The following is a 13,742-nucleotide window of genomic DNA, read 5'->3' as shown; positions in this document are numbered from 1 at the left end:
TTTACTAGTGACTCGATTCCGTGAGAATCCCTGCAGTTGTAGCTCGCGCCGTTAGTTGGTTATCAATATCTGTTTCAAGGAGTAGGGCATCTTGTGCCCAAGTCCAGTCATTGCCTTTTCCTACGTAGTAACCACGCCGAGTGATTGTACTATCTCCATCTTTGATGCGCTGAATTACCTTCCAATAGTTTTTATCGGAACCTCGTTCAAACACTCCTTCTTCCTCAGTTACCGTGCCGTGTTCGGAGCTACGCGGCGTCGGTTTGATTGCGTCTGGTCTATTTCCAAATTGGTATCGTTTCTCATTTTTCATCTGCACGCCTCGTACTTAGTAAGAGTATATAAATCAAGATTGAGAATGATACTGTATGATTGAGTGTGAGAAAGTATTAACCATTAATACAAAACCCGTACCGCTCGTTTCTAACAATACCAACAGCTATTCTGGTTTACTCAGAACAAGAATATTTTCCTTAACATCGTCGTAGTCTGCTGTGGTTGCGGCCATGTTTCTCCAGAGCTTGATTTCAGCATTAACAAATCCGACTCGTTCTTCAGCAAGTTCTTTGAGAATTTTCGCAGTCGGAATCTCGAACTGCCAATATGAACCAGAGTCACCTACAACATAGGCCGCCTTTCCACCCGGTGACATGATGTCGTAAACCTGCTCGAAGTGATGTTGCATTCCTGCAAAATACTCTTCGACGACACGAGGATAGTAATTTCCAAATCCATGTGAAATATCCTCATCGATAATATACTGCTCCATCTTAGACGCGATTTCATCTACGTGCTCATTTTCTCGAATATTGACTTGCTCACCTTCATTATCAGCTACGTAGATATTCTTAGTGTGTGAACGGATATTCGCCTTCTTGATTTTCTGAAGGTCTTTGTTATCGTCAGCAGCGTTCAACCAGATTAGTTCAAGACGCTGATTCCGAGTGTAATCATGTTCTGCTGGATACGGTGGAGATGTGATTAAATAGTCAATCTCACCTTCGTGTTTCTCACTATTCAGTAGAGTAGATTCTTCTCGAAGCTGGTCTCCAATTTGCCTCGCATCTCCACGAATAATTTCAACATCACCAACAACGACATCATCCTTATTGGTGGTCTGTTGGACTTTCTCTAAGTCATCCTCCATTTGCCGGAGCTTCTGTTCGAAATACAGGAGGACATCTTTATCACCCTCTTGTTTCCGGTCACGCGTAGCTTCTGGTCCAAACCGAACGTTACCGACATCCTCTGGAAGAATAGCAATCATAGCCAATTTGAAGAGGTCAGTCACATCATTATCGGGCATCTCCTCGATGTGGTATTTCATGACCTTCATCTTCTTCAGCGGCTTTTCACTGAGCCAACCTTTCGGCGTTTTCTTCGGCTCTGTGAAATCATATTTTTCAAGAGAAATTTCATTCTCTTCTTCACTGCTGGAAAAGTCACCTAATGTTTTGTTCTCTCCTGAACCAATTTGACTAAATATCGGTTCAAGAGTATCAAGAAGCTCCTTACGTCTTTTCCTGAACTCGTCAAGGTCTACATCCCAATTAGTCTTAGTTCGAGCAGAGAGAACGCTTGCAGGACTAGTATCTGTTCCAATAGCATCGATACCTAATTTCTTGGCCGCTAGCGTAGTTGTGCCTGTTCCATTAAATGGGTCTAAAATCAGGTCATCTTGTGTGATTCCAAATTCATCAGCCAACCCAGTAATTACTCTATCAGAATACGCATAGACGAATCTGTACCAACTGTGGATACTAACATCATCAAGCCGCCCGATATTGCTCTGGTGCTTCAACTTATCTACCTCGTTGTCTCTGACTGTATTCATAGTTCCGAGTAGGATTTACGGTTACTATCTTTGATATAATTCGATTCTTCCATCGAGATTCTACAAAGACAAATAACGTATAGATTCATAGTATCTTCGTTTTAAGGAAGCTATTTTATACTTCTATTATGAGTCGCTACTGTGTCTGAAGAAGAACAAAATCTAGCTCATCAAGAAAAGCTGCATAAGGTTCTGAGTTCAGAAGTACGGCTTAGACTCTTGATGAAAGCAACAGAGAGTAATGCAATTTCGGCTCCTAAGTTAGCTAAGACTGGTGATTTCGATATTACGCCAGAAAGCATCGTGAACAATCTCAATCAGCTTGAGAATGTGGGACTGTTAAAATCTAAAAATGTGCGCGGCCCCGGTAACAGGCCAAGGAAAGAATTCTATATCCCTGAAGACGGCAAAACACTCCGGTTTGAATTGGTTCCAGACGATTACCACTTCAGCTTCGAAGATGCTGGTGTAGCTAAATTCTGATTTTTTAGTATATCGAGTTTCTTCAAAGATATCTGTTAGTAGTCTTCGAATATATAAAATCAAAGACATGTTTAATTCTCATCTGTGTGACTGTCTGGTTGCATGGCAAAGTATGAACCTGTGATTAAACGGGTATTTGAGAAGAAGGCTGAGGAGTATGGAACTGAAGAAGAACTACCGTTCCGTCGTAGCGATATTGAAGACGCAATGGACGAGCTTGACATTAGTGTAGGCAACGTTCCAGACATTCCGTACGCATATCGGAGCCGTCGTCCACTCCCTGATGAAATCGCAGAATATGGGTATACAGCAGTAATCATCGATGACACGCGCGAAGGCTCAGACCCGACGTATATGTTCACCAAGCAGGACCAACTAATTCCTGTTCCAAGTGATGATGATGTTGATGAAATCTATACCACAACTACAGCAGCTCTTCCAAAACCTGTTCGAGACTACATCGGACAGGACGAACAGGGAGCACTAACCCAAGTTCGATATGCAGGTTTGCTCGAAGACTTCACTGGGCTGGAGGCGTACCATCTCCAGAGTCACCTTCGAATGAGAGTCAATGGACGTGAAGCTGAACTGGATGACCTATACGTAGGTGTTGATGAGTATGAGGAACATCATGCAATCACTGTTGAAGCCAAAGGAGAGGGTGAAACACTGAATCGGAATCAACTGATTCGCAACACGCGTGGAATTGAGAATAAATCAGACTATCCAAACTCTGTCGAGACAATCGCTGTCAAAGTGGACGAGAACGGTTACTTCTACCTATTCGAATTCGACGTATACCAAGAAGACGGCGAAGACAAGCTGAGCACAGAGCGTGTTTGGAAGTATGAATTCGAAGCTAAATCTACGGATTCAACTCTAAATAGTTTCTAGGATAGTAGAGTCCTGGATAATCATTACTCCACATATTGAAATACGAAACCGAATCCACGTTGGCGTATGCAACAGTACCGCTTGGCCGACCGCGTACGTATAGACATACCTGATGTGAGAGATTCAGATTTCAGATTTCACGGAGAGCATGGGATGGTACTCTCACGCCAAGATAGAGTCTATGAAGTTGCGCTTGACGAATTCAGTGTCGTGCTGGAGGTCACTAAGGAAGAAGTTCGACCACCGTTCTATTAATCAATAATCTGTTTGTTCAAACGTTATCCATATTCCAAACCTCACAGATTATATCTGCCATCTTTTCACTACGGTGTTTAATTTGTTCAATTCTCCACTCATCGTATTCTTCAGCAACAGCTTGAGTCATGAGGAAGTCTGTTTTATGTTTGTAAATTTGACGTTTTTGTTCAAATGGATTATCTGACGCAGTTTGATTTAGACTATCGTTTAGCAGAGTAAGATTCCCAATCCTCTTTTTGTACTCTTGGAATTCCTCTTTAGTACAGTTAAGGTATTTTTCCCATTCATCATATTTGTCAGCACCAATCCGTTGTGGAGCAATATGCTCAATATCTACCGTATCTCTATTAGCAACCGATTTTTCATTCCCACTAGAACGCATATAGTGTTCTTCTTCAATTCTATCAAGAATGTATTTCGTAAAGTCGTTGTTTTTGAAATCTCGATTAATAATCCGCTCCTTCATTATCGTATTATTTGGTGACCGTTGTTCTGCAATCCGTCGTAAGTACATATTCGGATTATCATGTTGATTCATCTTAGAACATATTTTAGACCAGAATCTATCACGACTAGTGTTCGAATCTCGTCCTGCAATCTTATCTCGTGTATTCAATATCTCTAAGATGTTGAGAGCTTCAAGAACCTCATCAGCACTCTCATACTCAATGACAATCTTCAGTAAGAGAGTTCGAATCCGGTCATTCTTAATCTGCGTTGAACGTAGTTTTGAGTTGAGTTCCTGAATCCTACTCTTCTGGAAATTCTCACTGACTTCACAGTTTTTGATATCAACATACACTTCAGCTTTTGTACGCATATCCTCTAGCATCTCTTCAAGAGAAATACCATTGTTCGCTAATTCACCAGATAGAAGCTCATCAACATAGTCATAGAGTTTGTTTTTGGAAACGTTATCTTTGATTTCGGGAGAAGGTATGGACATATAGTAGTGAGTGAAGAACCGATACATCTGGTTAATTTCAGGACGAATGATAGTCATTATATCTTCCCAGAGGGCCTTCACTCTCTCTTCATCAATAGAATCATTTTGATTGGCTTCCATAAACACTCGATTCTTCACCAAGTCAACAGCACTGAGGTCAAGCCCTTTATCGTTCAAGCTCTCGAAAAGCCGGAATGCAGAAACTTCACTACCACACTCAATCTGAACTAGGTAAATTGAATTGACTAGCTCATTATAAATTTCACGTACTTTCTCAATCTTGTGAGGTTCAATAATATCAATTATATATTTTTTTAAATCATCATCCATAATAGATAATACATTTTAAACTATTAAATTGTTGTGATAGTCCAAAATAACAAATTGATAGTTTAAATGTAAAAATTGAACTAATTTTTACACATTATCGATATGAACCAACTCACTGAAGTCCATCCATTGACTACTAACGAAACCAACATCGAATGGGCCAGACATTTCAATGTATGAATACTCAACACCGTCAATATCTAAAGTACCCAACGTTCCACCGAGTGGTTCACCAACATTATCAATTGACAGTTCATCGAGTCCAAGTTCAGATGATGGAACTGCTGTCGTAACGTGACCCACAGCATTCACATCACCTTCCTCTGCGATATATTGGTAAACCTCTGGGATACAGATTACATCAGGATTCATGTTGAACGGCTCCTGCTGTAGAATCGCATTACCAAGAACCGTATAATCCTTACAGTCCCCAAGCCCTCGTGCTAGAGTTGCTACAGGATGTGCTGTTCCGGGTAGTAGGTTACTTGGACGACCAAATGGGAGAGCATCTTCCGAAGTGTGTGAGAAATACTGAACAAAGTCAGCAACAACACGAAGTTGTTCAGATGGATGCGTAGCATTCATCATCTCACAAACATCACCGAGTTTAGATGCAACTTCCTGAACGACATCATGGTTCATTACTTCTGGAGCATTCACAAGAGCCTTTACATCGTTGGTCTGTTTTCCTCCAACTTTATACGAAGCAGCCGTTTTCTGAGCTTCTTCAAATGTAGAACGGTCAATTTCGTATGATACAGTCCATGGGTACTGAAGGTGAGCATCAAAGTATTCTGGACCCTGAGCACTTGCTACCTTTACAGAATTAGCATCTGCAAATTCATTGCGAATTCGCGGACTGAAACGCCCATAGTTCGATAATCGGGTGATGTGAGCATCAAACGAGTCCCCCGATTTATCAATATTATCTCGATAGATATCGCTCATTTTGTAATCTCGATTGTCGTTTCGGATGAAACCCTTACTATCCCAATTAGGGTTGATAATGAAATTTCCATTGTGTGTTCGTAGGTAAATATAATCATCTTCACCAACGCGAAGCATCGGTGCTGTATTAGCGATTACTTCTCCACCACGAGGGCTGTCCGTATTCTCATCTTCCCATGTAAGTGTATAAACGAATGTTTCATACATTTCTGGTGGACTTTCGAGTGAGAATTCGTTTACACGACTCCATCCATGACTATAGATATCTTGTCGGTAAAATGCTCGGTTATTGATACGTTCTTCTCCCACCGTAACATCTTCATTCCAATATGCTTCGCTTGGAACCGTCAGTGAAGAAACATGTTCTCCGACTTCTGTGTTTTTGAAATCATACTGAAGTGTCTTCGTTGCATCCTGATTTGATGGAATCCATGTATCTGTTTCAGAATCATATTCTGCATCTTGTCCATAAACTGGGTCTGTAGAATTCTTGAAGACCCATTCCCCATTATCATTAGCCGTTACAGGATTATAGTGAACCGTGATATTATAGTCCTCGATTGGGTTTAGGCTAATTGTCGTTTCGATAGTTACACTGTTATCCGTAATTGTGTCTACGCTCGCAACATCAAGATTATGTCCTTTAATCAAGGAACCATCTTCCACACGCTGATTATACACTTCATCTAATTCTTCATTAAGCAGTTCTTCCTGCTTTTCTTCGGAGAGGTCATCATAACTAGTGGACTCTTCGCCCCCCATAGGTTCTGCATCTGAATTACCGCCCATACATCCAGCAAGAGCGGTCACCGTACCAACACCAAGGGACGTAAGTAGTTCTCTTCGGTTCATACTTGTACTTTATTTTATTTATTAATAAGTGTTATGATATCGTTTTAACTATAAGTAAATAATATTTATATACAAAATGTGTTTTAATTTGTACAATAAAGAGTCTTATATTACCCTATATCTGAAGTTACATCGATACTAAGTTTTTCTCCGAATATAAGGTTTTGACTATTCTATTCGCATAATATTCATAAGCATCCTTGATTTCCGAATCGTCAATAAGGTCAAAGTTCCCATCTAAAACACGTTTGAAATCATCATTATGGAACTTATTCAATTTCAATTTATTATGGGTCTCTCCTGTGGTTGGATTCTTTATTTGTAAGAAGTTGCTGTTAACCAATTCAGGTAAATTAGAATAATCATCGTCATCTTCAGCCTCAAATCGGTCTCTAATAACGCAGAGTAAAATTGAGATAGTCGTCAGTCTTTGTTGGCCATCCACAAGCTCCAACGTTTTGATGTCTTCACTCTTGTTATTGATTACAACTATCGAACCTAAGAAGTGATTATCTCTCTCACGGGTAAGAGCATACACATCATCCCATAACTCTGCCCACTGGTCTTTCGACCATGAATACTCCCTCTGATAATCTGGAACACGAATCTGATGAGACCCTTGTAGTATCTCATTGATGTCGTAATCGTCGGCTGAAAGATTGAAACCTGATGTCGGCATTATATACTATCCAAGTAGCAACAATATATAAACCCTGTATACTATGAATTACGACTAACGAAGTTCAACTCGCATTCTATTAACCAACGTTCCATGTATTTTGTTGGTTAAGACCAGTCAATAGATAGATTGGATTATACACTGGAAAGCAGGGAGTAAGCTCGAATTTATTGTATTATCTGCGGAGGATGCCTCTCACCACAGGAACAAGGATACCCACCTTTACTTTTATATTTTAGAATGAGATTATGTGAGATTCGTCCCCCGTCTGGACACCGATAGTAGAGTTTTCGTAGAGTCCATTGTCGGTCTTCGTCATACCATGGGTCTCTTCCATCGACCTCGTCAAAGTGACCCCAACAGAGTTTCCATTCACCATTGGGGTGTCCATTTTGGCTTGAGATTGCGTGTGTTGCTGTTGTTTCGCACCCTTTTGCTTGGCAGATTGGAGAGACTCTAATCTGGTTCGTAGAACCTGTTCCAGAGTTGGCTTCAGTCATTCTTCCTCCTTATTTCATTCTGCTCTTCTTCATCGTACAATACGAGTCGGTTATTTGTATCTCTATTTTCAATTTCAGTCAGTTGGAGAGAGTATTTCTGATTATAGGTTATCACACTCTCAAACATTTCAGCCTTCTCAGTATGCGTCTCAAACCTACCTACATCAGCACCAACGGGCACATGATATAAGATGTGACATTTGTTTTGCGAGAATGTACCTTGGTCAATAGCAATAAAGTCGCTCCCAGCATTGTACAGGAGCTCAGTTATTATATCGAACGTTGCTTCATCAGGTGATAAGAAAAGATACTCATTATCGTTTTTAAAATCGTACTTGTTCATGATTACCGTAATCTCGCAGTCATTTTGTGTGTCTTCAAAAGTACTCATTATTGCTCACCTCCATTAGAATATGCTTCTGCAGAGCGAGGACAACCATCTGCAACATACGCTTCTGATTTTGAAGAAGCTACACTAACGTGCAACAAGCTGCCGAACTGTTCTACAATTTTTTCTGAAACCTCTACCATTTCTCGACTCGTATATTTTCTTAGCATATAATATCATAAAGAAAGTATTAATATAAAGGTTTCGGTGTAAATACAATAAAAACAATTTATTGAGATTGTTTCAACCGTTATTATTAGAATATTAGTTTTAAGTCGCCCTATATTGGCATAGTGCGGAATCAGACTCTGTAATTGCCATCTGCAGGGTTGAATACAGTTTCATTCTGCTCCAATTTTTGCACGAGTGTAATTTATTGGAGCTGACTGAGGTGAGGGCCGAATGCAGCGGGGGCAACTGCGGTGGAGGCCGAATGCAGCGGGGGCAACTGCGGTGGAGGCCGAATGCAGCGGGGGCAACTGCGGTGGAGGCCGAATGCGGTGGGGGCCGAATGCAGTGGGGGACTGCGGTGGGGGCCGAATGCAGTGGGGGACTGCGGTGGGGGCCGAATGCAGTGGGGGACTGCGGTGGGGGCCGAATGCAGTGGGGGACTGCGGTGGTAGAGGTAGGTTTTGTTCTAATGGGCTATCCTGGTTTCACCAGTCCTCTTCTTCGATTTCATTTTTTAGCTTGAGCAGTTTGAAGGATGATTTCATTATTTTTGATATCACATATAGACATATACTGGTTAACTACTTAAGTATAATGATTTTATTTTAGATTTGTAGTAGATACGAGTGTATAGTTAAACAAATCTAGTGGAAATAAGTTAGTTTGTAAATTAGGTACTTACAGAAATCTGGTATTGGCAAATAAACTAACACTACCGGTACTCTATGGACTGTTTTCATACGGGTGTCTTTCTCACTGTACGAAAAGCGCGTCTTTTAAATATAATTCACCCTGTACTTTAGGTATAGAACAAATAAAGAACAAAGAGAGAATTGTCGCCACCTATGTCCGCGTATCAACTGAAGACCAACAGCCAGAGAATCACCGTTCAGAAGTAATCGAATTCATAGAAAGCGAATTTCCTGAGCATGACCAACGAGAGTATGCTGACATATATACGGGGACAAGCACCGTTGGACGGGGAAGAGTATAACAGATTACGAGATGATATTAAAAAAGAAAATATACACTCAGTAATCACGACCTCTGTATCTCGTGTCGCTCGTTCGATTCGAGACTTTAGCGATTTCGTCCATGTATACGAAGAGAATGAAACTGCATTGTACTTCATCAGAGAATCTATTAAGTACGACCCACGAACCAACTACCCTTATCAAAGAGCTATGTTGCAGATGCTCGGAGTATTTGCTGAGCTCGAAGCCAAAATAACTCAGCAACGAACCAAGGAGTCTATCAGGCAGATGAGGGCCAATGGGTACAAATGGTGACGGTCTCCGTTAGGATTCTCAAAAAATAGTGGAGACCTGTATCCGACCGATGATTTTGACCGTATCTGTGGGGTTCTCGATTTGATTGATAGTGGTGAGTTGAGTCAATCGAAAGGAGCACACATGTTGAACACTTCAAGAACCACTATTAAGCGGATTCTGGAAGACAATGAACGACGCAAGTTGTATGATTTATCAGTTTCAAAATGATTATTGTTGTGCTCGAATCATTTCTTTACCAATGTCTACCTGCAAATATGAGAGCATCCTAGCACCCTCCGGCGTGAGATGGTGATAATATCCATTTCCTCCAGTTAGACTGACCTTGCTAATTAGGCCAATCTCGTCCAAGTAGTTCCCATACCAATCAACCAACGAACTTGGAGATTCCCCACTCCAGCTCCGACCAGATTTTTTTGGATACCACTCTTCGAGAGCGTCTGAACTCACTCGGTCTGACGAGCGCGAAAGGTCATAGACAGTATCAAGGAAGACGACCATACCAGTAGTGACATCTGAATAAAAGGGCCGTTCGTAGAGCAACTCAGTGATAACATCTGCCTGTGAGACGCTGAGTGGGGGAACCCGTTCTGGCCCGTCTAGCATCTCTTGGTAATAGGTTTGTCCTCGCTCGGTTAGGAGCAGTTTGTCATCGTGAGATACTCTGAGCTGGCTCACTTGTGTAAGAGGTGGCTTTCCTATCTGTTGAATAAGATTAAGGCGAATACCTAACCGAATGAATTGTCCCATCCGGGCGTCTGGATGATTCCAACTAGGCCTCTTTGCGATTCGTTCGAGATTGTTTACACAGTCGTTCTTAGTTTTCGGTACATCAGATTCACCAAGGAATCCAATGAGGCCACTAATCAGATGAAGTGACGCTACTCCGGTACTCACCGGCTTGTTCTCAAACATCGCGTGGCCAGTGAAGAGCTGATTCTCAAACTGTTGTAGAACATCGCCAATATCAAAATCTACAGCTCTCAGGCCTCGGTTGCTACACGCAGAGCGAATACGGTCAGATATTTCAGGTGCCAGTAGAATCGGTACTAAATTTGATGCTGAAGGATACTTCTCGCCGATTACGACCTGCTCGTAATGGTCGCGGTACTCCTCAAGCTGCTCTACGTGAGCCTGGGTAGCGGACTCAGCTTTCAATTCAATAAGAAGCAATTCGTCTCCAGACAGGAACAAGAGGTCTGTCCGACCAACCTTGACCGATTGCTGGCGAGCTAGGAAGGTGAGCGAATCTGGCTGATAGTTGAGCACAGATTCAGTTATATTGGGATATTTGGCCAGTACATCCTCAATCGCTTTTTCGCTTGCATTTCGGTTGTCTGATGACATTTGATGAATGGAGACAGAGTATGAGTCTGTATAATGATGTTGACTATGAATCAAACGCCTGTTGATATACACTCATTCTTCGTTCGATAAGGTGAAGAGCATCAGAGACACCTTCCTCACAGCTTTGACGGTACCAATTATACTCAAACTCAACCACATCTAATCCCCGTGCCATTATGATTCCGACTTCAGCAATTGTCATTCCAGTAAATGTGATAAGTCGAAGAGCTTCGTCAATTGATTTGATATATCCTTCACCATAGAGTCGGCTAAATATACCTCCATTCTGATAATTTGCCCAATGACGAAGCACCAGCAGTAGGTCGTAGAAAGTAATGATATGTTGATTATCTTCCCAAGTGATTTCTGAGGCTTGGGGGTGTATTGTAGACAATGAGTTCTTAGCAATACTCTGAAGTGTGTCCTGCTGGTCTTCGTAGAACTCATCTTGGATAGGATATGGGACAGTCCAATCAAACCATTTACTTGAATGAGGGCCACAATCTCGTGGAAAGAACATAAACGGAAATACGTACAGTTTGTTTCCCAACACTTCCATGAATTCCGAACGATGCTTCATCCACATTCCAGAATGGGGAGACCCATCTGTTATTTCGTCAAACTGTGTTCGCATTAAAGCGCTATGAGATTTGAAAATCGCATAATACGCCATCGAAATCCGCCATTCTGTCGTTCGCATTCGGTCCGCCGCAGAACCACTGATGGGGTCGTTCAGTGCAAACTCGTCACGCCATGCATTAGAAAGGTTATCTCGAACTTGTTGGATTTGAGAGACGGGCCGGACGTCTTCAAAAAAGTTGTCTAATTCTTGTTCGTGTCGAATAGCGTTTGAAACGACATGATACAATACATGGTTCTGAACATCAATCAAACTATCCCCCCACGTACCACGTGGTGTACTCTTTTTTGAAAGGTCTAAACCCCATTTTTCACGAGGAGCCCCCTCACCATCATCTGCCGCGATTCCGCCTTCTGCATAGTCATGTTTATCAAATTCATACGCACCATAGAAGCTATCGTTAATTGAGCGCAGTAGCTTTGCAACCGGGACGGCCTCCCGCATGAATTCCTTGGCACTATGGACCATTGACTACTTGCGAGGTCACGTTATCAGGCTATCAATCTTCATACATAGGACAGTTCCATCAAAGATAGAGAATCGTCCCCACTATAACCCGAACAACAAGGACTTATCCACGATTCACTGCAACATCTGACAATGGATAAGGAACGAGCGAAAGAACTGATGCTTAATGAACGGGAGGACGATGAGGGATTCAAAGACTCGATTGTCGTCCTCGAAATGGAACTCATTGAGGAAGACGCCGGTATCATTCGGGGTGAGCTGTTAATCGAAGGCGAAGTTGATTCTACTGGGAGTCTCCTCGTACCACTTAACGAGCCAAAGCCAGAGAGTTGGCGAGACCTCAAAGTCGGTGAAACGAAAGCGTACGGCCTTCGGGTTGATTCTCGGAAAGAGACTCTACGAGAGAAGATGAACTCTTTCTTCAGTCGGAGTTTAGAGGAGGGACGCGTGCAAGACTTCGTTCCTGGGACACCTCCCGGAACTTAGATATACTCTCTCTCGAATGCCCAAAAGCTACAGAATAGGGCGTAGCTCTTCTTTGCGGTTGTTTCTCGGTCTTTATTTCACTTTCACCTCGCCACCGTTATGTTTTATATGAATGTCTGCGTAACATCACTTGTCTCCCAACGAAACACATCGGAGACAGAATACCATGGCTGCCACGAAACTCATTCCGTACACTGTACAGGTACATCCACCTAGAAAAACCAGCGAAGACGACCTCTGGGATTTGCGAGATTTCCAGCAGTACGATACGACCTACCAGAGCCGTCTCAGTGACTTGAACAATCAGGACCAAGTCACAAACGTCAACTCATTCATTGAACTGTTCTGTGAGTTCTGTCGGCAGTATGAATCGGACCTTGAGGACTTGGGTGAAACATTTGAGCGGATGTCAAACAAAACGTTAGCAGTAAGCTCAGAGTGGAAATCGTCTGAGCTGATTGTCGAAGGGAATCTCTTTCTTGGCAATTATGGTGTCAAGCGAAATCTCACCAATAGGCAGAGCGGTGAGCGAAGAGAAGGTGAGCGCGATTTCGATGACGCTGAAGAGAAACCCCTCTACTTCTTGTTGTATATCCCACCAGAAAGCACTACGACAAGATACCTTCTTCTTGAGCGGTCCCGCCGATACGGTATAAAAGAGCCGTTCCATGTTACGCTTCGTAAGTGGGTCTGGGACAACTATTCTAACGATATCAATGTCAAGATGGACCCCGTCAAAACTGAGGACATCTTTCCCAAGATGCGTGAAGCCGACCGAACTTCTCGGCTTCGACTAGAGAAGGACGGGTCTCCAGACCAGCTTCATTCTGACTTTGACTCAGTCTTCGACCAAGAAGAGATGAAGCAGGCAATCGAATTCCGGCCAGAGGGCGGTGACGATATGAACCTCATCGTTGACGAACTAGAAGCTTGGCACAACGAGTCGGAGACTGCATTCGAGACGATAGACGGCGTCTCGTACAACAACGTCAAGGTCACTATCGAGAAGAATAATTCCGACGAAACCATCTCCCTTACAAAGGGTGAGACGGAACTACGGAAGAATATTGACCTTAGCGATATAGCCGAAGAGGGGGATATCCCAGCCCTGTCGGAAATTTCCTCACGAGCCCACGGCTTCCTCACCACAGTTACAGGGGGCAGAACTGGGACAAGTAGCCTGTTTAGGTAGTCGGGTTTACGTTATGTAGGGTCTGAATAGCGAACCC

At 42.6% G+C, this 13,742-nt stretch carries 13 protein-coding genes; 5 read left to right on the top strand and 8 right to left on the bottom strand.

Annotated elements, in window-relative coordinates; all coding sequences use genetic code 11:
* Positions 1 to 4: 4 nt before the first annotated feature.
* Positions 5 to 313: a hypothetical protein gene (locus tag HALTADL_RS17095; protein WP_143054123.1), complete on the bottom strand. Its 309-nt coding sequence runs from the start codon at positions 311 to 313 to the stop codon at positions 5 to 7.
* A 126-nt stretch (positions 314 to 439) separates the two neighbouring features.
* On the bottom strand, positions 440 to 1,834 hold the full coding sequence (locus HALTADL_RS01045) for a DNA methyltransferase (RefSeq protein ID WP_089671590.1): 1,395 nt from the start codon (positions 1,832 to 1,834) through the stop codon (positions 440 to 442).
* A 141-nt stretch (positions 1,835 to 1,975) separates the two neighbouring features.
* Between HALTADL_RS01045 and HALTADL_RS01040 the strand changes: the two genes are divergently transcribed.
* Together HALTADL_RS01040 and HALTADL_RS01035 are read left to right on the top strand one after the other, a co-directional pair.
* Positions 1,976 to 2,317, top strand: a complete 342-nt coding sequence (locus HALTADL_RS01040; RefSeq protein WP_143054122.1) for a helix-turn-helix domain-containing protein — start codon at positions 1,976 to 1,978, stop codon at positions 2,315 to 2,317.
* A gap of 102 nt (positions 2,318 to 2,419) precedes the next feature.
* Entirely contained in the window at positions 2,420 to 3,211 is a 792-nt protein-coding gene (locus HALTADL_RS01035) for a hypothetical protein (protein ID WP_089671588.1), read from the top strand.
* A 271-nt stretch (positions 3,212 to 3,482) separates the two neighbouring features.
* Here the strand turns inward: HALTADL_RS01035 and HALTADL_RS01025 are convergent, their stop codons facing one another.
* The 4 genes from HALTADL_RS01025 to HALTADL_RS01010 all read right to left on the bottom strand — a co-directional run bounded on the left by HALTADL_RS01025 (position 3,483) and on the right by HALTADL_RS01010 (position 8,115).
* Positions 3,483 to 4,745 carry an HNH endonuclease family protein gene (locus tag HALTADL_RS01025; RefSeq protein ID WP_089671586.1) on the bottom strand — a complete coding sequence of 421 codons (1,263 nt, stop codon included), beginning with the start codon at positions 4,743 to 4,745 and terminating at the stop codon, positions 3,483 to 3,485.
* 87 nt (positions 4,746 to 4,832) lie between these two features.
* On the bottom strand, positions 4,833 to 6,545 hold the full coding sequence (locus HALTADL_RS17090; RefSeq protein WP_143054121.1) for a hypothetical protein: 1,713 nt from the start codon (positions 6,543 to 6,545) through the stop codon (positions 4,833 to 4,835).
* A 127-nt stretch (positions 6,546 to 6,672) separates the two neighbouring features.
* Positions 6,673 to 7,224 carry a DUF262 domain-containing protein gene (locus tag HALTADL_RS01015; protein WP_089671584.1) on the bottom strand — a complete coding sequence of 184 codons (552 nt, stop codon included), beginning with the start codon at positions 7,222 to 7,224 and terminating at the stop codon, positions 6,673 to 6,675.
* 492 nt (positions 7,225 to 7,716) lie between these two features.
* A complete protein-coding gene (locus HALTADL_RS01010; RefSeq protein WP_089671583.1) occupies positions 7,717 to 8,115 on the bottom strand; it encodes a hypothetical protein in 399 nt (132 codons plus the stop codon).
* Between the two features lie 1,097 nt (positions 8,116 to 9,212).
* Here HALTADL_RS01010 and HALTADL_RS17970 point away from each other — a divergent pair.
* On the top strand, positions 9,213 to 9,572 hold the full coding sequence (locus HALTADL_RS17970) for a recombinase family protein (RefSeq protein WP_089671582.1): 360 nt from the start codon (positions 9,213 to 9,215) through the stop codon (positions 9,570 to 9,572).
* A gap of 210 nt (positions 9,573 to 9,782) precedes the next feature.
* Here HALTADL_RS17970 and HALTADL_RS01000 read toward each other — a convergent pair whose 3' ends face one another.
* On the bottom strand, positions 9,783 to 10,919 hold the full coding sequence (locus HALTADL_RS01000; RefSeq protein WP_089671581.1) for a hypothetical protein: 1,137 nt from the start codon (positions 10,917 to 10,919) through the stop codon (positions 9,783 to 9,785).
* Between the two features lie 43 nt (positions 10,920 to 10,962).
* Complete coding sequence (locus HALTADL_RS17085) at positions 10,963 to 12,027, bottom strand: hypothetical protein (protein ID WP_143054120.1); 1,065 nt, start codon at positions 12,025 to 12,027, stop codon at positions 10,963 to 10,965.
* A gap of 132 nt (positions 12,028 to 12,159) precedes the next feature.
* Between HALTADL_RS17085 and HALTADL_RS00990 the strand changes: the two genes are divergently transcribed.
* Both HALTADL_RS00990 and HALTADL_RS00985 read left to right on the top strand, forming a co-directional pair.
* Positions 12,160 to 12,513, top strand: a complete 354-nt coding sequence (locus HALTADL_RS00990) for a hypothetical protein (protein WP_089671579.1) — start codon at positions 12,160 to 12,162, stop codon at positions 12,511 to 12,513.
* A 166-nt stretch (positions 12,514 to 12,679) separates the two neighbouring features.
* Positions 12,680 to 13,705, top strand: coding sequence for a hypothetical protein (locus HALTADL_RS00985; RefSeq protein ID WP_089671578.1), 1,026 nt, complete (start codon positions 12,680 to 12,682; stop codon positions 13,703 to 13,705).
* Positions 13,706 to 13,742 lie beyond the last annotated feature (37 nt).

The sequence above is a fragment of the Halohasta litchfieldiae genome, assembly GCF_002788215.1.
In the GTDB taxonomy this organism is placed as follows: domain Archaea; phylum Halobacteriota; class Halobacteria; order Halobacteriales; family Haloferacaceae; genus Halohasta; species Halohasta litchfieldiae.
Note: the sequence above shows the minus strand (reverse complement) of the source record. Positions and strands in the feature narration are given on the sequence as shown.

Excerpts from the sequence above, each read along its gene's own strand:
- HALTADL_RS00990 (WP_089671579.1), top strand. The coding sequence starts at position 12,160 with ATGGATAAGGAACGAGCGAAAGAACTGATGCTTAATGAACGGGAGGAC.
- HALTADL_RS17095 (WP_143054123.1), bottom strand. The coding sequence starts at position 313 with ATGAAAAATGAGAAACGATACCAATTTGGAAATAGACCAGACGCAATC.
- HALTADL_RS17970 (WP_089671582.1), top strand. The coding sequence starts at position 9,213 with ATGACCAACGAGAGTATGCTGACATATATACGGGGACAAGCACCGTTG.
- HALTADL_RS01000 (WP_089671581.1), bottom strand. The coding sequence starts at position 10,919 with ATGTCATCAGACAACCGAAATGCAAGCGAAAAAGCGATTGAGGATGTA.
- HALTADL_RS00985 (WP_089671578.1), top strand. The coding sequence starts at position 12,680 with ATGGCTGCCACGAAACTCATTCCGTACACTGTACAGGTACATCCACCT.
- HALTADL_RS17085 (WP_143054120.1), bottom strand. The coding sequence starts at position 12,027 with ATGGTCCATAGTGCCAAGGAATTCATGCGGGAGGCCGTCCCGGTTGCA.
- HALTADL_RS01045 (WP_089671590.1), bottom strand. The coding sequence starts at position 1,834 with ATGAATACAGTCAGAGACAACGAGGTAGATAAGTTGAAGCACCAGAGC.
- HALTADL_RS01010 (WP_089671583.1), bottom strand. The coding sequence starts at position 8,115 with ATGAGTACTTTTGAAGACACACAAAATGACTGCGAGATTACGGTAATC.
- HALTADL_RS01025 (WP_089671586.1), bottom strand. The coding sequence starts at position 4,745 with ATGGATGATGATTTAAAAAAATATATAATTGATATTATTGAACCTCAC.
- HALTADL_RS01035 (WP_089671588.1), top strand. The coding sequence starts at position 2,420 with ATGGCAAAGTATGAACCTGTGATTAAACGGGTATTTGAGAAGAAGGCT.
- HALTADL_RS01015 (WP_089671584.1), bottom strand. The coding sequence starts at position 7,224 with ATGCCGACATCAGGTTTCAATCTTTCAGCCGACGATTACGACATCAAT.
- HALTADL_RS17090 (WP_143054121.1), bottom strand. The coding sequence starts at position 6,545 with ATGAACCGAAGAGAACTACTTACGTCCCTTGGTGTTGGTACGGTGACC.